The sequence below is a fragment of the Sulfurospirillum sp. MES genome, assembly GCF_000789415.1.
Classification (GTDB): domain Bacteria; phylum Campylobacterota; class Campylobacteria; order Campylobacterales; family Sulfurospirillaceae; genus Sulfurospirillum; species Sulfurospirillum cavolei.
Window position 1 is genome coordinate 52,319 of the sequence record NZ_JSEC01000002.1, and the last position, 20,570, is coordinate 72,888.

Here is a 20,570-nt window from a genome sequence, read left to right on the forward strand (position 1 = left end):
TATGAACAAATATGAAAAAATCGAAGCTTACTTGGTTCAATTTTTGAAAGACGAAGTCGCCAAAGCGGGATTTTCCAAAGTCGTTTTAGGCATTAGCGGCGGCGTAGACTCTGCCGTGGTAGCTCTTTTAGCACGTCAAGCGTTTCACAACGATCTTTTGGGACTGATGCTTCCGGCTTCAACTTCCAGTAACGCTAGCATAGAACATGCAAGCGAATTATGCGAAAAATTCGGCATTCGCTATGAAAAAATTCCCGTAGGGTCATTAGTCGATCTCTACTTCAGCCATCATCCCGACGCTTCAAAACTGCGTATCGGAAATTTTAGTGCGCGTATGCGTATGTCCGTTTTATACGATATTTCCGCACGTGAAAACGCACTGGTTTTAGGCACGGGCAATAAAAGCGAAATTCTGTTAGGATACGGTACGATTTTCGGCGATTTGGCATGCGCGATCAATCCCATCGGAAACCTTTATAAAACGGAAATTTTTGAACTGGCACGTCATTTAGGCGTCCCCGATTCTATCTTAAACAAAGCCCCTTCCGCCGATTTATGGGAAGACCAAAGCGACGAAGGCGAGTTCGGTTTTACCTACGCTCAAATCGACAAAGTCCTCTTTGCCCATATCGAAGAAAAGAAAGATAAAAATGCTCTCATTGCGCTCGGTTTCGAACGTGAACTGGTCGAAATGACCCTAAATCGTATCGAAAACAATCGTTTCAAAGGTAAACTTCCCACTATCGCTGATTTACATAGCGTCAAATAAAGGACTATTATGAAAGAAATACCGTTTTACAAGCCTTACATCGATCAACGCGAGCGTTCCTTAATCAACGAAGTCTTAGATTTGGAAAAAGCCAATAAAGTCGAAACGCTTGAGAAAGAATTTATCAAGTACATCGATTGCGGCGATGCGATTTCAACCGTAAACGGTACGGCGGCAATGCATCTTGCGATGTGCGCGTTGGATCTCAAACGCGGCGATAAAATCATCTGTTCGGTAAACGCTTTTCCTTCCGTAGCCGAAGTCGTACGTCATTTTGACGCCGAGCCGATTTTTGTCGATATCGACAAAGACGATTTTAACATCGATGTCGATCAGCTCGAAAGCGTTCTTAAAAACAACAAAGCTAAAAAACTCAAAGGTGCGTTTATCAGCCATATCGCGGGGCAACCTGCCGATATGAATCGCATTTACGAATTGGCGCGCCATTACGACATTAAAATCGTCGAAGATGCAACCGCGGCACTCGGTGCAACGTACGAGAAGAAAAAAATAGGCTCGCTTGAAGCCGATATTACCGTTTTTCGCTTCAATCCGCAATCCAATTACTCCGTCTCCAGCGCAGGCATTATGACGACCAAAGACGAAGAGTTAAGCCGTCGCGCACGTCTTTTGCGTAACCATGCGATCGTCAGCGAAGGCTGGGATAAATTCGGCAACATCGGTTACGTGTACGACGTCGTCGATATCGGACTCAAATACGATCTCAACGAGCTTAATGCCGCTTTTGCGATCGGACAATTGGAAAAAAACGACGATTTTATCGAACGAAGAATGGAAATCGCCGATATTTACAACCGTGAACTCGCTTCGTGCCCGCACGTCAGCACTCCGATCAAAAAGCGCGATCATGTTTACACGCAATACATCATTAAAATCGATAAGAATCGCGATAATTTTGCTCGTGAATTGAAAGATAAAGGTATTTACACGGGACTTCATTTTATTCCCCTACACCTTTTAAGCTACTACAAACACAAATACAACTTACGGGTTAACGATTTTCCAAAAGCTCTCAGCAACTATCAGCAAATTCTCTCTTTGCCGATTTATTCGAGCCTCAGCGATAAAGAGGTTTTACACGTGTGCGAACAGATCAAAGAAATTGCAAAAAACCGTGTTTAAAAACCCTAAATTCGTTTTATGGGTAGAAGAGTATCTCTTTTACCCTCATACGTTGAGTCACAAGCTTCTTTCGTATGCTCTTTTACCGATCAGCTTTCTTTATTGTGCGATCACCCTTTTTAAACGTTACCGAGGGAAAAAGAAACGGCTGAGCTTTGGAATTCCGATTGTCAGCGTCGGTAATTTAACCCTCGGAGGTAACGGGAAAACGCCTTTTTGCATCACGCTGGCGCAACAGTATGACAACGTTGCCGTCATTTTGAGAGGATACGGAAGAAAATCGCACGGTATGCTGGTCGTCAGCGATCGCGGACAAATGATGTGCGATGCGATGGCAAGCGGCGATGAAGCGATGTTGTACGCCAAAGCCTTGCCCGAAGCTACCGTCATCGTCAGCGAAGACCGCGTCGATGCAATTCGTCTTGCCAAGAAAAAAGGGGCAAAACTCATCTTTTTGGACGACGGTTTTTCCAAAAGCCATATCGCTAAAATCGATATTTTAATGAAACCCAATCCCGAGCCGGTCAATTCATTTTGCCTTCCGAGCGGTCCGTATCGAGAACCTCGCTTTTTATACCAAAAAGCCGATCTGATTATTACCGAAGGCGTTGATTTTTTCCGTCGCGTCGAGGTCGTTGCGCCGACGCGCAAAATGCTACTGGTTACCGCCATTTCCAAACCGAGCCGTTTAGACGCTTATCTTCCCGATAACGTGATCGGCAAAGTCGCCTTTCCCGATCATTACATGTACACGGAAAAAGAGCTTGAAACGCTGATGTACGAGCATCAAGCGACTTCGATACTCACGACGCAAAAAGACGCCGTTAAAATGGCAACGTTTGATCTGCCGCTTTCTATTTTAAAACTCGACATCGACATCTTCCCCGAAACGCTGACAAAAATCAACGCACTTTTAGCTCCTAAACGCTAAAATAATTCCTCTGAAATTGTCCCCAAAGGATACGAACGTGCAACATAAAATTCATCAAGCACAAATCTTAATGGACGCGCTTCCTTATATTAAACTTTTTAATAAAAAAACCATCGTGATCAAATACGGCGGTGCGGCGCAAATCAACCCCGAACTCAAAGAAAAATTTGCCAAAGACTTGGTGCTGCTTTACCTTGTCGGCATTAAACCTATCATTGTTCACGGCGGCGGCAAAAAAATCAATGCGCTTTTGGATAAACTCGACGTACAAAGCAGTTTCGTCGACGGCCTTCGCGTCACAGACGAACATGTCATGGAAGTCGTCGAAATGGTTTTAAGCGGTAGCATCAATAAAGAGATTACGACGCTTTTGAACCATAACGGCGCAAAAGCCATCGGCATCACGGGAAAAGACGCCAATTTTATGCGCGCAAAACCCTTAAGCGAAGGACGCTACGGTTTGGTCGGCGATATTACGCATATCAATAAAAAAGTTATCAAAAAGTTGATGGAAGAGAAATTTATTCCCGTCATCGCACCGATTGCCGCAGGCGATACGCCCGAACATCCCGGATACAACATTAACGCCGATCTTGCCGCCAGTAAGATCGCCGTGGCGCTCAAAGCCAAAAAAATCATCTTCTTAACCGATACTCCGGGCGTTCTCGATAAAGAAGGCAATCTGATTTCCGTTTTAGATAAAGCCAAAATCAAAGAACTCAAAAAAGACGGCACGATCAGCGGAGGAATGATTCCCAAACTTGATGCGTGCTTGGAAACCGTTCGTGCGGGCGTCGAATGTGCACATATCATCGACGGACGCATCGAACACTCGATTTTATTAGAGCTTTTTACCAAAGACGGTATCGGCACCATCATTAAAGAATAAGAGCTAAAGGAATTCCATGTTTATCGAAACTCGCGGAAACGACGGCATTAAACCTCAAAACGTCCCGTTTTCGTTTGCCATTTTAAATCCGAGCGCAAGCTTCGGCGGACTTTACGTACCCGAAACACTCCCTAAAATCGATGCCGATTTTTTAGAAAAAGCCGTTCATAAAAGCTACAAAGAGATTACGTTCGATATTTTACGGCTTTTTCAAATCGATATCGAAGAAAAAGTGATTCAAGAAGCACTCGCGCTTTACGATACGTTTGACGATGCAAAAGAACCTACACCGCTTGTGCAAATCGAAAACGACCTTTTCGTGAACGAGCTCTACCACGGACCGACGCGTGCCTTTAAAGACATGGCATTGCAACCTTTCGGTTATATTCTCTCCCATCTTGCGCAACAGCGAAACGAACAGTACCTTATCTTAGCGGCGACCAGCGGCGATACGGGACCTGCGACATTAGATACCTTTGCCGATAAAGCGAATATTCACGTCGCATGCCTTTATCCAAGCGGCGGAACAAGCGACGTACAACGTCTTCAAATGACGACGCAAAAAAGTCGCAACCTTAAAGTCATCGGCATTCACGGCAACTTCGACGATGCACAAAACGCACTTAAAACACTGCTAGCTTCGCCTACGTTCAAAGAAGCTCTGCATGCAAAACAGATGAAACTCAGTGCCGCCAATTCGGTTAATTTCGGGCGCATTATCTTTCAGATCGTTTACCATATTTACGCCTATATCGCGTTACTGAAACAACGTAAAGCAACGCTAGGAGAACCTTTTTATACGATTATTCCAAGCGGGAATTTCGGAAACGCGTTGGGAGCTTACTATGCCAAAAAAATGGGATTGCCGATTGAAAAAATTCTGATCGCTTCCAATATCAACAATATTTTAACCGACCTGATTACGACGGGTGTTTACGACTTGCGTCATCGAAGCTTGTTGCAAACCACTTCTCCGGCGATGGATATTTTGATCTCCTCCAACGTCGAGCGCGTTTTATTCGATAAGTTCGGAGCTACGCGTACCAAAGAGCTGATGGAGTCGCTCAAAGAAAACAAAGTCTATACGCTAAACCATCAAGAGCTTTTAGCTTTACAAGAAGATTTTGCGGCAGTGTATTGCGACGACGATTTCGGTAAAGAGCAAATCCGTCATTATGCCGATAAAGGCTATGTACTCGATCCGCATACGGCAACGTGCCTCAAAGCCTATCAAACGCTTAAAGCCAAACCGCTTACATGCGTTCTTTGCTCGACTGCCGAATGGACGAAATTTGCACCCACAATGCTTAACGCTCTTCGACGCGATACGCTCAAATACAGCGATAAAGAGGCATTGGAAGGCATCGCTCAAACCTTACATGTCACGATTCCGCCTTGCATTCAAAAGCTCTTTAACGAAACGATCATTCACGATCGCGTCGTTGAAAAAGATCGCATCGAAGAAGAGATTTTTGATTTCTTAAACGCTACATGTCAAAAGGATACACAGTGATTATCATCCCAGCGCGTTTTGCATCGACGCGCTTTCCCGGTAAGATTTTAGCTCCAATTGACGGTATTCCGATGGTGATTGCAACCGCTAAGCGCGTAGAACATCTCGACGATGTTGCGATTGCCGCCGATACGGCAGAAGTTGTGGCATTAGCCCAATCTTACGGATTCAAGGCGATTTTAACTTCAAAAGAGCATCAAAGCGGAACGGATCGCATTAACGAAGCCGCATCCAAACTCAGCCTTCCTTCCGACGAAATCATCGTGAACGTGCAAGCAGATGAGCCGTTTATCGAGGAAAGCGTCGTTCAACACGTGATCCAACGTGCCGAACAAACCAAAGCATTGATTACCAGCGCATGCAAACCGATCGATCTTTCACATGTCAAAGACCCCAATCTCGTCAAGGTCATTTTAGATGCCGACGATCAAGCGATCTATTTTTCCAGAAGTGCGATTCCTTATGATCGTGAAGGCGGTTTCGAGGGTTATTTCGGGCATTTAGGGATTTATGCCTTTCGTAAAGAAGCATTGGAAACTTTTTGTACGCTTCCTTATGCACCTATCGAACATATCGAAAAACTGGAACAACTACGCGCCCTATACCACGGCTATAAAATTGCCATGGTCAAAGTGCACAGTCAAAGCTTCGGTATCGACACCCCCGAAGATTTAGAGCGCGCATTGCGCTTTTTTAACCGTTCGTAAGCACAAACTCTTGGGAAGAGGTATCGAAGCGGTATGTCTCCATCGGATTTTCTCCGACTTGAAACATGATACGGCACTCTAAAAATCCTGATTTATCCAAAGCTTTACCCACGACTTCCATGATAAACGCTCGCGTACTAAACAAATGCGTCGTCGTATCGCCCTCATATGCGAACGACTCCCCGCTAATAGGCGTAAAACCCTCTTTTTTCAAATGCTTTTCAAAAACGACTTGATCGTTTAAGCCCTCGACGTCAACGACTAAAATCACTTTCATTTAGTGCCCTACTTTCTCGATATGTGTTAAAAATTCGTCGGCGTTTTTATAACCGACAAGGCGCAGTTCGCTTATTTCTTGGGCATTTTTAAAAAATAAAATTGCCGGAGGTCCGAAAATACCGAACGCTTTTTGGAGCTTTTTATCTTCATCGCTGTTGTTCGTTACGTCGATTTTCACCCGCTCCATCGTTTTGAGCTTCTCTTGAACGCGAGCGTCTTGGAACGTAAAACGCTCAAACTCGACGCAATTCACACACCAATCGGCATAAAAATCGACCATAACGGGTTTTTGCGCTTTGGCAATGAACGCGTTTAACTCCTCTAACGTTTTGACATGTAACATGGAAGCGTCTGACGAAGAGGCGGTATGAAGCGTATTTTCTTTCAACGTCAAGCGTTCAAACGGAGAAAGCGGATTGCTAGCACCGCTTAAAAGCCCTACAAATAAAGCAATCCCGTAGAGCAAAACGATAAACCAAAATCCTTTGATAAGTCTTTTCCATCCGCTCACAGTGTTCGCAAGCGGTTCGATTGCACCGAAAAAGAGCGCGGAGAGAAGGCATAAAAGCATCCACAAGCCCATCGTCACAAACGAAGGAAGGATACGAGAAAGCATCCAAACGGCTACGCCCAAAAGCGTCACGCCGAAAAAAGCCGTTACGTTTTGCATCCATGCGCCCGGACGCGGCATGTAGCGCCCTGCCGTCGTTCCGATTGCCAAAAGCGGAACGCCCATACCCAAGCTCATAACAAACAAAGCCGTTCCGCCCAAAAGGACGTCTCCCGATTGCCCGATATAAATCAAAGCGCCCGCCAAAGGAGCCGCAACGCACGGGCCGACGATCAACGCCGACACAAACCCCATAACCGCGATACCCGCTATTCCTTGCGATTGTGCTTCGTCGGACGTTTTACTGAGTCTATTTTGAATGCGGCTTGGCATCTTAATTTCAAAGAAACCGAACATCGATAACGCCAATACGACGAACATCGCGCTAAACACGCTAATCACCCATGGATTTTGCAACGAAGCTTGTAAATTGGCCCCAAAAAGTGCCGCTAAAATTCCCGCGATCGTATACGCCGATGCCATTGAAAGAACGTATACCAACGATAAAACGAACCCTTTTTTTGCACCCATCGCCACACTCGGCTGAGAGACGATGATGGACGAGAGGATCGGAATCATCGGGAAAACGCACGGCGTAAGCGATAAAAGCAATCCAAAACCGAAAAAGCTCAAAAGAATCCAACCGTAATTGCCTTCCGCTAAACGCATCGCAATCGCGTCTTGCTCCGAAAGGGAAGTTTTAGAAGCAGCTTGTTGGTCGAATCTAAACTGTTTAACTTGAGGCTGATAACAAATGCCCATCTCCGCACACCCTTGGTATGAAACCTTAAGCTCAAACGCGGAAGCTTGCGATGCAAGAAGAGGTTCCGGAATCAACATCTCAAAAGAGCGACGTTGGGTTTGATATTCGTGAAACGATTCGGCCGGCGGGCGCGTTAAAGAAGAGGTAATATCGCGACTTTTTGGCGTTAAAAGCTCTATTTTGATCTTATCGTCGTATAAATAAACGCCCTGAGCAATCGTAAAAGCGATACGAATACCTTGAGCATCGCGAGCAGTCGTTACGTTAAACGCTTCTTCGGGAGTTAAAATTTTAGGTTTTTCGATCGCGAATAACGAAATCGCTAAGAAAAAAACTAAGCAAAAAGAGCTTACAATACGTTTCACAATGTTACCTTTAAAAAAAGAATGATTTATTGTAGCGAATAAGCCTAAATATTTTTTAAATTACAACGATTTAAAGGCATTCAAGGGCTAAAAGGAAGAGGAATGGGAAAGAAAAAGAAAACAAAAATCGCCTTTCAAAATGAAGAGATTCTTGCTTCAAAAGAAGAAAAACATGATGACAAAGTTCAAATTTGGGTCAAAAAAAGCGAGCTAAAATATGAGAAAGAGCTTACAAAACTCCAAGTCGAACTGCTGAAATTTCAAAACCATGTGAAAGATAAAGGCTTAAAAGTTCTGATTCTCGTCGAAGGACGCGATGCAGCTGGCAAGGGTGGAACGATTAAGCGCATTACCGAACATCTTAACCCGCGAGGCGCGCGTATCGTCGCACTTTCCAAGCCCTCAGATACGGAACGTTCGCAATGGTACTTCCAACGTTATACCCAACACCTACCCTCTGCCGGAGAAATCGTTTTGTTTGACCGTTCATGGTACAATCGCGCCGGCGTTGAACCGGTGATGGGTTTTTGTACCCAAGAAGAACACAAAGAGTTTTTACGCGAAGTCCCAAAATTTGAAACCATGTTGGTCAATTCGGGCATTATTTTATTCAAATTCTATTTTTCGGTCGGAAAAGAAGAACAAGCCAAACGTTTTAGAGAACGCAAAACCGATCCGCTTAAACAATTTAAACTCTCTCCCGTCGATGAAAAATCGCAAGAACTTTGGGACGAATACACGGTCGCCAAATATTCCATGCTTTTAGCATCCAACAATCCGCGTTGTCCGTGGACGATTATTTTATCCGACGATAAACGCAAAGCCAGACTCAATACGATTCGCCACATCTTACAAAACGTCGATTATCCCGATAAAATTAAGAAAAAGCATCTAACACTTGATCCAAACGTCGTACGAACCGGTAAAGAAGAAATTGAGATTATGGAAAAAAGCTTACCGAACGAAAACCTCTCTCATCTCAACGGATAAATCCTATTTTAAATCTTTAACCAAAAGATTCACATAACGCATCTCAAGCTTGTCTCGCGCCTCTAGGCGCATAAGCTTGAGTGCATTATACGTACTGTACGCACCTCGATACGGTTTAATCGTAATCATAGCATCGAACATATCGCATACCGCAAGAATTTTTCCGAACATACTGATACGATCTTCCTTCGCGCCTTTAGGATACCCGCTACCGTCCAAACGCTCATGATGATCTTTAATGGCATTTAAAATCACGCGATCTTTCAGTCCGCTTTGACGAACCATTTGAGCACTCGCCTCTGCATGTCGTTGTATAAGCTTATACTCAAATTCCGATAAGAAATCCGATTTGTGTAGCAGGTCTTCATCCAATTCCGTCTTACCGACATCATGCAAAATGGCGGCAATCAGCAACTTCTTTTGATCGCTAAAATCCAAATTGATATGACTTCCTATCATGGCGGCGAAAAAAGCGACTTTGACTAAATGTGCCGCCAAATCGTCTTCTTCATCCAAAAAATCATTGAACTTTGAAAGCGTTAAATGCTCACTATTGGCGACAAAAACGAATTCTTCCATTAAAAAAGATACCGCATCCACGGGAACGAGTTCACGCTGCTTGGATTGCAACCAAGCATTTAAAAGGTACTTAGAATACGTATAGATAATCTTTAATTTATCGTGCAATGATTGCGATTGCTTTAAAAGAGACTTCATATCATAGCATTGCGCTAAAACTTCCTCTAATTCCTGTGTTTCGTAAGACGTATGCCTCTCACCGATTTGAGGAGAAAAACGCTGTACATACGTTTTATAATCTTCGTATTTTCGTGTTTGAACAAAAATTTGGAGGTTTTTTTGTACCAGTTTACGATACGTCGACTCATTCAAAAACGTACCGCTTTCAAGAACGATAAAAAAGCCGTTAAACCTCTGAATATAACAATCAAAAGGGAGGACGGAGCCTAGTTTAAAGACCCTAGTATCTACGGGGGTAAAGCCTTGTTTCAAAAAGAGTTTAATGATTTTGCTCATAATACAACCTTGAATATACAAGACGATTATATAAAGAGAATTATATATTTTTGTTTAAAACTTATATTTCTAATAATTAAAGAAAGTCAGGAAAAGGAAAAGAGGTATCCAAGCGTTAAAAGGCTTGGATACCGAAAAGAAAAAGAAGTTTATTCGACTTCGGCGTCGATGACGTCGTCGTCTTTTTTAGCTTTAGGCTGTTCGCCTCCGGCGGCTCCGCCTTGCTCTTTTTTATACATCGCTTCGGCTAGTTTATGGCTGGCTTCGCTTAATGATTTCACTTTAGCGTCGATTTGCTCTTTGGTCGCACTTTCATTCGCGAGAACCTCTTTAAGAGCTTTAAGCTCTGCTTCGATTTTCGTCTTATCTTCGGCACTAATCGCATCGCCCATCTCGCCTAAAGATTTTTCGGTTTGATGCGCTAATGCATCGGCTTGATTACGTGCGTCAACCGCTTCTTTACGTTTTTTGTCCTCTTCTTTATGCAATTCTGCATCTTTAACCATTCTTTCGATTTCGGCGTCATCGAGTCCCGAACTGCCGGAAATTTTAATCTCTTGAGCTTTACCCGTCGCTTTATCTTTCGCAGAAACGGTTAAAATACCGTTGGCATCGATGTCAAAAGAGACTTCGATTTGCGGTACGCCGCGGGGTGCCGGTGGAATGCTCTCAAGGTTAAATTGACCGAGCGATTTATTATCGCGTGCAAATTCACGCTCGCCTTGAAGTGCGTGAATCGTAACGGCAGGTTGATTATCTTCCGCGGTCGAGAAGACTTGCGACTTTTTAACCGGAATCGTCGTACCTTTTTCAATCAATTTCGTCATAACGCCGCCCAACGTTTCGATACCGAGGCTTAGAGGCGTAACATCGAGTAGAAGAATATCTTTGACGTCGCCTTTAATAACCGCGCCTTGGATAGCCGCACCGATCGCAACGACTTCATCCGGATTTACGGATTTGTTGAGCTCTTTTTCGAAGAACTCTTTCACTTTTTGTTGGACTAAAGGTACACGCGTTGATCCGCCGACCATAACGATTTCTTTAATTTCGCCTTTTTTAAGATCGGAATCATTGACGACTTCTTTGATTTTCTTGATCGTCAATGCTACCAAATCTTCAATCATCGATTCAAATTTTGCACGCGTAAGCTTTTTAACCAAGTGTTTTGGACCGGTTGCATCGGCCGTGATAAACGGTAAATTGACCTCGGTCTCCATGGAAGACGAAAGCTCTTTTTTTGCATTTTCAGCCGCTTCTTTGAGACGTTGAAGTGCCATCACGTCCGCTTTTAAATCGATACCGTTTTCGCTTTTAAATTCACCGACTAACCAGTCGATAAGACGGTTATCAAAGTCGTCGCCGCCCAAGAAGGCATCTCCGCCCGTTGCCAATACTTCAACGACGTTATCGCCCGTTTCCAGTACGGTAACGTCGAACGTTCCGCCGCCGAGGTCGTAAACAACGATTTTTTCCGCTTCTTTTTTATCCAAACCGTAAGCTAACGCTGCTGCCGTCGGCTCGTTAATAATACGCAACACGTTCAATCCGGCAATCGTACCGGCTTCTTTCGTCGCTTTTCTTTGGCTATCGTTAAAATATGCCGGAACGGTAATAACCGCATCGGTCACGCTCTCGCCCAAAAAGCCCTCTGCATCTTCTTTAAGTTTCATCAAGACTTTGGCGCTAATTTCTTGTGGAGTGTACACTTTGCCGTCGATTTCAATCGCACATGCACCGTTTCGGTCGACAACCGCGTAAGGAAGACGTTTTTTCGCTTCACCGGCTTTTTCTTCGTTGCTCATCAAACCCATAATTCTTTTGATAGAATAGATGGTGCGCTTAGGATTCGTTACCGCTTGGCGTTTTGCCGTATCTCCGACTAAAACCTCTTCTTTGTCCGTAAAGGCAACAACCGAAGGGGTCGTATTTTTTCCTTCTTTGTTAGGAATAACTTTACTCTCTCCTCTTTCATACACGGAAACGCATGAATTGGTCGTTCCCAAATCTATACCGATTACTTTTCCCATTTTTTATCCTTTATTTAATTTTAATATAAATGCCGATAAACGCAAGATTGCTTTATTTGGCGATACTGACCATTGCCGGTCGTAAAATTCTATCCTTGATTTTATAGCCTTTTTGAAAGACTTGTAAAATCTCCCCGCTTTGCTTCTCTTCACTCTCAAGTTGCATCACCGCTTCATGAACGTTCGGATCAAAACCGCCTTCACTTTCGACCAGTTCGATTCCGTGTTTTTCAAAAGCTTTTCGGAACTGCTCAATCGTTAGTTCCAACCCTTCTTTCACTTTTCCTAAAAGTTCCGTACTATCGATTTCGGTATTTTTACCGGCTACGAGAGCCATCTCTAACGCATCGATTACGGGAAGTAGGTCTCTTGCAAAGACTTCATGGGCATAAGAGATCGCCTGCATTTTCTCTTTTTCCAAACGACGTTTGATATTATCGAAGTCGGCATTGGCTCGTAAATATTTATCTTCAAGCTCGGCAAGCTTGGTTTTTAATTGTTCGACTTCATTGTTTTCCGAACACGGCTGCGCATCGCATACCGCTTCCGCGCAAACGTCTTGCGTCACTTCCTCGGGAGCAGCTTCTTGCCGCTGTTGCTCTTCGTTTAACGGTTCATTCACGTTTTACTCCTTTACTTGATTGAAAAAATCTTCAAAATCACTCTCGATGCGACCGAAACACAACATGTCGGCCATCGCATTTTGGTCTTTTAATTGAACCTTTTGTTTTACCGCCATGCATCCAAACGGAATAAATCCGTCAAAATACAAACCGTCTTCAATCGATTCTAGAAAATGCAATCGTCTAAAACGCTCTATAAACGCATCGGTTTGAAATTCTTGCGCAATCGCATACATCTCTTTTTCGCCTTCTCGAAGAAGCGGAGATTGCTGAAAAATCATCGAAAGCTTTTCATGTAGCTCGTAAAGCCCTACCTGTACGGAAATATCTTTGAGTTCGCGCATCGTACAGCCGATAAGGCGTTGAAGAAACTGCTCCACTTTCGTATTGTATTTTAATGCAACCTCGTGTGCGTCAAAGACTAAAATCAAAAAGCGATCCTGAACGGCAACGATCTCTTTAAAAATAGCTTCTGAACTTCTTTCGACGACGCAAAAAAGCTGATGTTCGTTCGTGGAACGTCTCAACTTCTCGATATTTTTAATTTCGACGGGAAGCGACGTGTCGATACGCTCTTGCCAATACCCTTGCAATGCTCGGTGTGTCGGTACGCGCCCACTACTGACATGGAGCTGAACTAACGATCCTTCTTCGGAAAGCTTTTTAAAATAGATGCGAATCGTTGAAGGCGAAATCCCTAACGTCATCTTCATTTGAAGTTCGGATGAGCCGATAGGCATTTTCGACTTCAAATAAGCTTGAATAATCGATTCTAAAATCAACGCTTGCTTCGAAGGTTTTTTCATTTTTTAGCACTCTTGTTATTTAATTGCTGATGTAATTATACAACATTGAGTCAAGTATTGTCAAGTAATACCGTTTAAGACTGACATGTTAGAAAACGCGTTAGTGAGATCAGGCGTAGCTCAATCATTAAAGCTTTAGGCGTATCGATGCCTCCGCCTGCTTGAAACTGCTAAGTTTTATTAACCAAAACTTTATGGCTGTCAATGAGATCTTTGACTGCTTGAATGGCTTGTTCATCACTCAAATCACTACGTACAGAAGACGCCAGATTTTTTAAATCGGATTTCAGAGTGTCACTGTTTTGAAAGACATCATAACCCTATCCCAAGTCGATCAAAGTGCCATTATTTAGCCTTTTTTGTTTTAGTGAAGGTTGGACTAGTAAACACACGCATCATATAGCAGAGATCATGCTGTTCATTGTTTGCGTCATATTTGCTAATGGAGACCATATTGTTATCGTTCAGGTTTTTACTGTTATATTCATAAGCATCCCAATTATTTCTTCCATACGTATTGAAAAATGTCGCAATGTAAAAGGTATCGGCAACTTTAAACGGACGGAGTAAAACAAATGAACTGGAAGTGATATAAAATTTGAAACCATCTTTGGCAACTCTTTGTACTGGAAATTCTTTATAGTGTTCATCACCTACAATAGTGCTTTGTCTGTACTTGAACTTTAAAGAACCATTCTCTTCTTGTGGTGCGTAACTGATTTGATTATAACTAGCCGTTCCATATAAACGTTCATCCAGATAGGCTACAAGCTCATCTTTGCCGTCATTGTTTATATCAAAAATAGCATTTTTACATCCCAAAGATTGCTCATTATCACACCTTGGTTTTGTAATGCGTTTATCATTAGGATAGTCAAAAAACTCAAACTCTTTATCCCACACTACCGCATTAAACTCTTTATGGTCTTTCAAACGCACTTCTTTGTGTTTAAAAAGATCTTCATTGAACATCGTGGTGATGTTTTGACACAATTTGTCATCTTTGCTCATTACAAGTAAGTAACTATCAGCTTGCAACAGCGTATTTACCATCAAAAGCCCACTTATTAGTAGTAACCTTTTCATTTTTCCTCCTTTACATGTAAAGATTTCACTAGCCCTTGTAACCATTGATTTTCTTTCATTGCCACTCCTTATTTCAGTTCTCTAACCCGACTTACGCCACCATTTGATTCTTTACATGTAAAGCTTTTTGCATTGAAAAAGATTTACATGTAAAAAAGTTAAAAGTTTAGACCTGACCCCTATTCTTCTAAATGGGCAGCACCAGAAATTGAAGCATCATTAATAGTAAAAGTTTGTGCAGAATTGGCATCACCATCCCAAATAATAGTAAAAGTTTGTCCATTAAGTTGATTGATCTGCTCTTGAGTAAGCTTACCTTCTAATGCTTTCATCGTTGCCGTGTATTTACTGGAAAAATTCTGTCCCACGTATTTAGAAGGAATACCACCAAACTCCATCAAAGCTGCAACTTCTTGAGCTATGGGATTTGACTGAAATTGCTCAATAGTATTGACGCCAAGTATTTGACCAAAACTTTTATAGAAATTTGTATAATTTAGTAATTCATCATTCTGTTGATAGATACCATAGTGAGTTCCTGTAGGTTTAGCATTATATGCGCTATCACTTTCTATTCTGCCTACTGCATCTAAAAAGCTTAACCAATTTGTTCCAGTTAGGTTTTGTAATTTTTGAAGTGCCCTTGCCGTAAATTTACTGTTTTCTGTCACGCTAACCGTAGCCATTTTACTCTCCTTTTTGAGTTGTTAGTTGTGTTAAATTGCAAATATCGTTGTTACTTTGATAAAAAAGTTCTTTGCCACGCAAAAACAAAATTCCATCAAAATTATTCGTGATGCATCCTTGTTTTGGTTCTGAATAAAGTTGCATTGTTTTTTCGCTGCCTTTTATTTTTTGATAAAAAGGCATTTGATATTCTCCTTTAATCGAATAAATCCATCTATCTCTGGCACTCCATTTATCTCCAGTAGGCGCAAAATCCAAAATGCCATCATTATTGATATCTAATAAATACGCATTTTTCAAATCATTTAATACATAAGGATTTGAATAATTTAATGTTTTTATATCTCGCTGTATTGTTGTAAGATATGTTTCTATTTCTTCATCGCTTAAAACCTTACTAGCTCTTTTCATTTCATAAAAAACTGCCGTTTGCTCATCAGGTTTTACTATGCACACATTTTTATAGTTTTGTGTCATAGAAAATCTATATTTACTATTGTCATACTTCTGACCTTGATAGTGAAGGGTAAATTGTTGATTATTACCTGTAATCGTCATTTTTTGGATGACATCTTTCCATGTCTCTTTAAAAGCTTTTTGGATGAAATAAAGACCGTAGTAATGAACACTTCCGTTCTCTTCGATTTCTACCATTTCATAACCACCGTCTTCTTTATCGCTCAATATGTCTTTTTGGGTATCATCATTGTAAATATAGGGGTAATAGGTATAGTACCGCCATCCTCTTTGCCGCTCATTGTTTTTTTTATCTAACCAATGGACATCAATAAACTCATCGCACATTGGAAATTGTTTTTGGTAATTGGCTCTTTTTTCACCTTTAATAAATCCCACATTTTGACTATATTTTTGTATTTGTTCTTGTATATATTCTTTCGTATCTGCACACATGTTTGTTACAACTAAACCAAGCACAAATATCCATCCTATTTTTTGCATTGAAACTCCTTTACATGTAAAGGTTATTTGCTCTTGTAACCATTTATGTTGTCGCATATTACCTCCTGAGATTTGGTTTCCAATGTCATTTTGTCTAGCTTACGCCACCTCGTGATAAAGCCCATAATTTGCCTCCTTTGGTGTTATTTCATTCTTTACATGTAAAACTAAAGCTTTAACGCATAATTCCCGCCAACAGGGCTAAAACTGAAATAGTGGAATGCCAAGGTTTACGTAGTTTTGAAACAAAACGCCTTAACATGGAACACCGCCAGATACGTGTATACCTCTTATGAGCCCCCTCTTTGAGTAACACAACATACATCTGATTGTCTGTGATATAACAGTAATATGGTATTCGTCACAACCTTAAAAATTATAATGAAAAGTATTATTTTTTATAAAAAAATAGGCAATTTAGACTCAATATGTAAAAATTACATAGTTATTGCCAAACATGTTGTGATGACAATTACCATCTAAATAGTACCTATATGCTAAAAAAAGAGTGAATATACTCGCATACCAAATGTGCGAGAAAAAAAGAAACGAAAAAGGGGTTTATCGAACGGGGTGTTTAATACGTTTTTTATGGCGCATAAAAATCAATCTAAAAAAATGCTTCAATTCGCCTTTGCTCTCTTTAAGACGGGAAAAGAATGTCTCTTTTTCGGTCATAGCCGTGAAAATATCGTTGAGTGCTTTGCGTTCATTTTGAGAGAGCGTGCTCATCATGCATCCTTTGAATCTTTAACAATACGTTTAATCAATCTGATCGCATCGTCTTCATCAAGCTCTCCTAGCATTTTAAAAATCGCTAAAGCCGCTTGAGGCATGGAGTTACCTAATCTCCAATCTTGATACGTTCGCATCGATACGCCGAGTTTATCCGCCATTTCACGCTGAGAAATCTTCTTTCCCAAATACTTCGATTCGACAGCATTATGAAGCAGATTAAAAATATCGTTTGTTTTCATGTATACGATTCTAACCAATACCGGATTAATTATACATAAATAGGATATTTTATAAGTTATTATATCTTAAAAACGATGTTTTAGTATATATTTATAATAAAATTTGACATAAATATCTAATTTTTTTATTTTTTATACAATAAGTATATATTTTATACATTAAACCGTATAAAATTATTAACCAAAGGGTTCAAAGAATGCTGTTCTAAACTATTACGGTATCGGTAAAGAAGAGGTATGGAAAGGGAAAAACGGGGCAAAAAAAAGCCGAGTATAGCAAAAAATGCTATCTCGGCACGGAAGGACAAACGATATTATTTGTCGCGGATAGAAAGTTCTTTAATAACTTTGCTGTACGTAGCAAAATCTTTACGTTTAAGGTATTGCATTAAACGTTTTCTTTGTCCGACAAGTTTTAAGAGACCAAGGCGTGAAGAGTGATCTTTCGCATTAAGTTTAAGGTGTTCCGTTAAATCGCTGATTCTTTTTGAAAGAAGCGCAATTTGAACCTCCGGTGAACCTGTGTCACCCTCTTTTCTACCGAATTGTGAAACAATAACTTGTTTTTCCGCCGAACCTAAAGCCATAACGACCTCCTGATTGGTAATTTAGTTGCTTTTCAAAAGCCTGAAATTGTATCTTAAAGAACGAAAATTGTCAATAAACCCTTCCGTAACATTTTGAGGCAACGCATACGAATTATCTTATGAATTAAAGCTAACTCTAACGTTTATTTAGTACAATATTTCTCTTAATTAAAGAAAACCGAGGATGCATGGATGCTCTTAACCAAAGCTAGCGAATACGCTCTATTGTCACTGATTATTATTGCACAAAAAAACTCGCCGCAAGACGTCGACACGCTCTCAAACCAATTAGGTATTTCCAAAAGCTTCTTAGCCAAAATCCTCCAATCTCTTGCCAAAGAAAATATTTTAAGCTCTTTTAAAGGCGCTCACGGCGGTTTTATGCTGGCAAAAAAACCGGATGAATTAACGCTTAAAGCCATTGTCGAATGTGCCGAAAAAAAACAAACCGTTGTCTTCGAATGTTCTCCGTCATCGCAAAAATGCCCCGGAGGCAAAGGTGATTTTTGCCGCGTTTGGCCGATCTTAAATAGACTTCAATCAAAAATTGACCATTTTTTGGATAATATGACACTTAAAGATATTATCGAAATTTAGAGGTCTTTATTGGCAAAAAATCAAAATGAGTTGCTCAGGCGTATTATCCCGTATTTAGAACCGATCATTAAGTCGAAAGACTTAACGATTGTCGTTTTTATCGTTGCGATTTTAGCGATTATCATCGTTCCGCTTCCCAGTCCCGTACTCGATTTTTTTCTTGTTATTTCATTGTCGATCTCCGTTTTGATTATTCTGATTTCGCTTTATATCCCTAAACCGACCGATTTGACAACGTTTCCGACGCTTATTTTGATTATTACGCTCTATCGTTTGGCATTAAACATTTCAACGACGCGTATGATTTTAACCAACGGACACCATGGACCAGACGCGGTAAGCGAGATAATTTCTAGCTTCGGACAATTCGTCGTCGGCGGTAATTACGTTATCGGCGTTATCGTCTTTTCGATTCTCGTTTTAATCAATTTTATGGTTATTACCAAAGGTTCGACCCGCGTTGCGGAAGTTGCGGCACGTTTTACCCTAGATGCGATGCCCGGGAAACAAATGGCGATCGATGCGGATCTTAATGCAGGACTTATCGATGAAAAAGCGGCACGTAAACGCCGTGAAGAGATTATTCAAGAAGCCAATTTTTACGGAGCGATGGACGGTTCGAGTAAATTCGTCAAAGGCGACGCGGTCGCGGGTATTATCATTACGATCATTAACATTATCGGCGGCTTTTTGATCGGAGCGTTTCAACACGGACTCGATTTAGCGACCAGCGCGTCGACGTATACGATTTTAACGATCGGGGACGGTCTGGTCTCCCAACTTCCCGCACTCATCACCTCGACCGCGACGGGTATTATCATCACGCGCGCCAATAAAGCCGATGAATCGAGCTTTTCCGACGGAGCGGTCAACCAACTCTTCGGCGACTACAAAACTTTGGCGATCGTCGGCTTTATTTTGGTTCTTTTTGCCTTGGTTCCCGGACTGCCTACCCTTTCGCTTGCATTTGTCGGATTGATCTTTTTAGGATTGGCTTATTTGATCAAACAAACGCACGACGGTCACTTCTCGTTGCAATCTTTTTTTGCATCCACACCCGCGGCCGTGCAAAAAGCCAAGCAAGAAGCCGAAGCAAAGGCACAAACGTCCCAAGCTCCGAAAAAAAGTCCCGAAGAGTTGCGCAAAGAAGAAGAAAACACGCTCAACGATATTTTAAAATTGGAAATTTTAGAGCTTGACTTGGGGTATCAACTCATCAAATTAGCCGATCCCGCACAAGGCGGAGACCTTCTGGATCGCGTGAAAAGTATGCGTCGCAAAATTGCCTCCGATTTTGGTTATTTGATCCCGCAAGTTCGTATCCGCGATAACTTACATCTTGCGCCGAACCATTATCAACTTTTATTAAAAGGCATCGAAATCGGTAGCGGCGAAATCTATCCCGATAAATTTTTGGCGATGGACAGCGGCTTGACCATCGATAAAGTTCAAGGTATCCCGACCAAAGAGCCGGCTTTCGGACTGGATGCGATTTGGATTGACGCCAATATTAAAGAAGACGCGATTATCAAAGGCTATACGACGGTCGATCCGGCGACCGTTATTTCAACGCATTTAAGCGAATTGATTAAAAAATACTCCGAAGAGTTGCTCACGCGCCAAGAGGTGCAAAGCCTCGTCGACAAACTCCAAAAAGATTATCCGGTCGTCGTGGGAGATTGTCTCAAAGTCGCCAATATCGGTTTGATTCAAAAAGTGCTCAAAGCTTTATTGCATGAAAAAATTCCGATTAAAGATCTGCTCACGATCATCGAGACGATCAGCGACATTGCCGAAGTGACGAAAAACGTCTCGATTATCGTCGAACAGGTGCGCGCACGGCTTGCCCGCGTCATTACGAAACTGTACAAAGACGAAAACGGCGTTTTAAAGCTTTTAACGTTTAATGCCGCAACCGAACAAAAACTGTTAGATTCGCTGAAAGAACGCGACGGCGTGCGCGATTTGATGCTCAACATCGGTCAAATCAATTTGCTCGTTAAAGTCTGCAGCGACGAAGCGGGAAAGCTTTTGCATAAAGGCGTCGCACCGGTCATTATCATCGTCGATCCGATGCTTCGCAAATCGTTATCGGACATTTTTGAAAAGTTCGGTCTCGATATCGTCGTTCTTTCGCATGCCGAGATCGATTCGGCTTCAAAATTCGAGGTGATGGGTTCCATCGAAATCGACAAACTTTAAACTTTACATGTAAGGATTTTT

General features: G+C 41.7%; 21 protein-coding genes. 9 read left to right on the forward strand and 12 right to left on the reverse strand.

Features of this window, described 5'->3' with window-relative positions:
- The first annotated feature begins 1 nt into the window (after nucleotide 1).
- Genes OA34_RS03855 through kdsB form a run of 6 tightly spaced genes read left to right on the forward strand, consistent with a single transcriptional unit; the run spans nucleotide 2 to nucleotide 5,952 of the window.
- Nucleotides 2–769, forward strand: coding sequence for an NAD+ synthase (locus OA34_RS03855; protein ID WP_039672647.1), 768 nt, complete (start codon nucleotides 2–4; stop codon nucleotides 767–769).
- Between the two features lie 9 nt (nucleotides 770–778).
- Nucleotides 779–1,912, forward strand: a complete 1,134-nt coding sequence (locus OA34_RS03860; protein ID WP_039672648.1) for a DegT/DnrJ/EryC1/StrS family aminotransferase — start codon at nucleotides 779–781, stop codon at nucleotides 1,910–1,912.
- Nucleotides 1,905–2,843: a tetraacyldisaccharide 4'-kinase gene (locus OA34_RS03865; protein WP_039673248.1), complete on the forward strand. Its 939-nt coding sequence runs from the start codon at nucleotides 1,905–1,907 to the stop codon at nucleotides 2,841–2,843. Before OA34_RS03860 ends, OA34_RS03865 begins: the two co-directional genes overlap by 8 nt.
- A 37-nt stretch (nucleotides 2,844–2,880) precedes the next feature.
- Nucleotides 2,881–3,732, forward strand: a complete 852-nt coding sequence (gene argB, locus OA34_RS03870) for an acetylglutamate kinase (protein WP_039672651.1) — start codon at nucleotides 2,881–2,883, stop codon at nucleotides 3,730–3,732.
- Between the two features lie 16 nt (nucleotides 3,733–3,748).
- Nucleotides 3,749–5,245 carry a threonine synthase gene (gene thrC, locus OA34_RS03875; RefSeq protein WP_039672652.1) on the forward strand — a complete coding sequence of 499 codons (1,497 nt, stop codon included), beginning with the start codon at nucleotides 3,749–3,751 and terminating at the stop codon, nucleotides 5,243–5,245.
- Nucleotides 5,242–5,952, forward strand: coding sequence for a 3-deoxy-manno-octulosonate cytidylyltransferase (gene kdsB / locus OA34_RS03880; RefSeq protein WP_039672653.1), 711 nt, complete (start codon nucleotides 5,242–5,244; stop codon nucleotides 5,950–5,952). The genes thrC and kdsB overlap by 4 nt, the downstream gene beginning before the upstream one ends.
- Here the strand turns inward: kdsB and OA34_RS03885 are convergent.
- Complete coding sequence (locus OA34_RS03885; protein ID WP_039672655.1) at nucleotides 5,939–6,229, reverse strand: hypothetical protein; 291 nt, start codon at nucleotides 6,227–6,229, stop codon at nucleotides 5,939–5,941. The genes kdsB and OA34_RS03885 overlap by 14 nt on opposite strands.
- The gene (gene dsbD / locus OA34_RS03890; RefSeq protein WP_039672658.1) at nucleotides 6,230–7,969 is read right to left on the reverse strand and encodes a protein-disulfide reductase DsbD; all 1,740 of its coding nucleotides are present in this window, start codon (nucleotides 7,967–7,969) and stop codon (nucleotides 6,230–6,232) included.
- Nucleotides 7,970–8,071: 102 nt separating this feature from the next.
- On the opposite strand from dsbD, the gene ppk2 reads away from it, so the two are divergent.
- A complete protein-coding gene (ppk2, locus tag OA34_RS03895; protein WP_286682831.1) occupies nucleotides 8,072–8,959 on the forward strand; it encodes a polyphosphate kinase 2 in 888 nt (295 codons plus the stop codon).
- A gap of 3 nt (nucleotides 8,960–8,962) precedes the next feature.
- On the opposite strand, the gene OA34_RS13495 is transcribed toward ppk2, so the two are convergent.
- The 10 genes from OA34_RS13495 to rpsO form a co-directional block, all read right to left on the reverse strand.
- Complete coding sequence (locus OA34_RS13495) at nucleotides 8,963–9,994, reverse strand: HD-GYP domain-containing protein (protein ID WP_286682832.1); 1,032 nt, start codon at nucleotides 9,992–9,994, stop codon at nucleotides 8,963–8,965.
- Between the two features lie 149 nt (nucleotides 9,995–10,143).
- Complete coding sequence (gene dnaK / locus OA34_RS03905; protein WP_039672659.1) at nucleotides 10,144–12,024, reverse strand: molecular chaperone DnaK; 1,881 nt, start codon at nucleotides 12,022–12,024, stop codon at nucleotides 10,144–10,146.
- 52 nt (nucleotides 12,025–12,076) lie between these two features.
- Nucleotides 12,077–12,646, reverse strand: coding sequence for a nucleotide exchange factor GrpE (gene grpE / locus OA34_RS03910; RefSeq protein WP_039672660.1), 570 nt, complete (start codon nucleotides 12,644–12,646; stop codon nucleotides 12,077–12,079).
- A gap of 3 nt (nucleotides 12,647–12,649) precedes the next feature.
- Entirely contained in the window at nucleotides 12,650–13,453 is an 804-nt protein-coding gene (locus tag OA34_RS03915; RefSeq protein WP_039672663.1) for an HrcA family transcriptional regulator, read from the reverse strand.
- A gap of 345 nt (nucleotides 13,454–13,798) precedes the next feature.
- Complete coding sequence (locus OA34_RS03920; protein WP_039672665.1) at nucleotides 13,799–14,539, reverse strand: hypothetical protein; 741 nt, start codon at nucleotides 14,537–14,539, stop codon at nucleotides 13,799–13,801.
- A gap of 179 nt (nucleotides 14,540–14,718) precedes the next feature.
- Nucleotides 14,719–15,225: a hypothetical protein gene (locus OA34_RS03925; RefSeq protein ID WP_039672667.1), complete on the reverse strand. Its 507-nt coding sequence runs from the start codon at nucleotides 15,223–15,225 to the stop codon at nucleotides 14,719–14,721.
- Between the two features lies 1 nt (nucleotide 15,226).
- Entirely contained in the window at nucleotides 15,227–16,186 is a 960-nt protein-coding gene (locus OA34_RS03930) for a hypothetical protein (RefSeq protein ID WP_039672668.1), read from the reverse strand.
- Between the two features lie 561 nt (nucleotides 16,187–16,747).
- On the reverse strand, nucleotides 16,748–16,918 hold the full coding sequence (locus OA34_RS13500; RefSeq protein WP_173636954.1) for a hypothetical protein: 171 nt from the start codon (nucleotides 16,916–16,918) through the stop codon (nucleotides 16,748–16,750).
- A complete protein-coding gene (locus OA34_RS03935; RefSeq protein ID WP_039672669.1) occupies nucleotides 16,918–17,163 on the reverse strand; it encodes a helix-turn-helix domain-containing protein in 246 nt (81 codons plus the stop codon). The genes OA34_RS13500 and OA34_RS03935 overlap by 1 nt, the downstream gene beginning before the upstream one ends.
- A gap of 314 nt (nucleotides 17,164–17,477) precedes the next feature.
- Nucleotides 17,478–17,750 carry a 30S ribosomal protein S15 gene (rpsO, locus tag OA34_RS03940; protein WP_039672670.1) on the reverse strand — a complete coding sequence of 91 codons (273 nt, stop codon included), beginning with the start codon at nucleotides 17,748–17,750 and terminating at the stop codon, nucleotides 17,478–17,480.
- Between the two features lie 192 nt (nucleotides 17,751–17,942).
- On the opposite strand from rpsO, the gene OA34_RS03945 reads away from it, so the two are divergent.
- Together OA34_RS03945 and flhA are read left to right on the forward strand one after the other, a co-directional pair.
- Complete coding sequence (locus OA34_RS03945; protein WP_039672671.1) at nucleotides 17,943–18,347, forward strand: RrF2 family transcriptional regulator; 405 nt, start codon at nucleotides 17,943–17,945, stop codon at nucleotides 18,345–18,347.
- A gap of 9 nt (nucleotides 18,348–18,356) precedes the next feature.
- The gene (gene flhA / locus OA34_RS03950; RefSeq protein ID WP_039672673.1) at nucleotides 18,357–20,549 is read left to right on the forward strand and encodes a flagellar biosynthesis protein FlhA; all 2,193 of its coding nucleotides are present in this window, start codon (nucleotides 18,357–18,359) and stop codon (nucleotides 20,547–20,549) included.
- Nucleotides 20,550–20,570 lie beyond the last annotated feature (21 nt).

Bases quoted from the DNA above. Each gene is read 5' to 3' on its own strand.
- OA34_RS03855 (WP_039672647.1), top strand. From the start codon at position 2: ATGAACAAATATGAAAAAATCGAAGCTTACTTGGTTCAATTTTTGAAA.
- OA34_RS03860 (WP_039672648.1), top strand. From the start codon at position 779: ATGAAAGAAATACCGTTTTACAAGCCTTACATCGATCAACGCGAGCGT.
- dnaK (WP_039672659.1), bottom strand. From the start codon at position 12,024: ATGGGAAAAGTAATCGGTATAGATTTGGGAACGACCAATTCATGCGTT.
- thrC (WP_039672652.1), top strand. From the start codon at position 3,749: ATGTTTATCGAAACTCGCGGAAACGACGGCATTAAACCTCAAAACGTC.
- OA34_RS03885 (WP_039672655.1), bottom strand. From the start codon at position 6,229: ATGAAAGTGATTTTAGTCGTTGACGTCGAGGGCTTAAACGATCAAGTC.
- OA34_RS03920 (WP_039672665.1), bottom strand. From the start codon at position 14,539: ATGAAAAGGTTACTACTAATAAGTGGGCTTTTGATGGTAAATACGCTG.
- OA34_RS03915 (WP_039672663.1), bottom strand. From the start codon at position 13,453: ATGAAAAAACCTTCGAAGCAAGCGTTGATTTTAGAATCGATTATTCAA.
- OA34_RS03925 (WP_039672667.1), bottom strand. From the start codon at position 15,225: ATGGCTACGGTTAGCGTGACAGAAAACAGTAAATTTACGGCAAGGGCA.
- OA34_RS03945 (WP_039672671.1), top strand. From the start codon at position 17,943: ATGCTCTTAACCAAAGCTAGCGAATACGCTCTATTGTCACTGATTATT.
- ppk2 (WP_286682831.1), top strand. From the start codon at position 8,072: ATGGGAAAGAAAAAGAAAACAAAAATCGCCTTTCAAAATGAAGAGATT.
- OA34_RS13500 (WP_173636954.1), bottom strand. From the start codon at position 16,918: ATGAGCACGCTCTCTCAAAATGAACGCAAAGCACTCAACGATATTTTC.
- OA34_RS03935 (WP_039672669.1), bottom strand. From the start codon at position 17,163: ATGAAAACAAACGATATTTTTAATCTGCTTCATAATGCTGTCGAATCG.
- OA34_RS03930 (WP_039672668.1), bottom strand. From the start codon at position 16,186: ATGCAAAAAATAGGATGGATATTTGTGCTTGGTTTAGTTGTAACAAAC.
- rpsO (WP_039672670.1), bottom strand. From the start codon at position 17,750: ATGGCTTTAGGTTCGGCGGAAAAACAAGTTATTGTTTCACAATTCGGT.
- OA34_RS13495 (WP_286682832.1), bottom strand. From the start codon at position 9,994: ATGAGCAAAATCATTAAACTCTTTTTGAAACAAGGCTTTACCCCCGTA.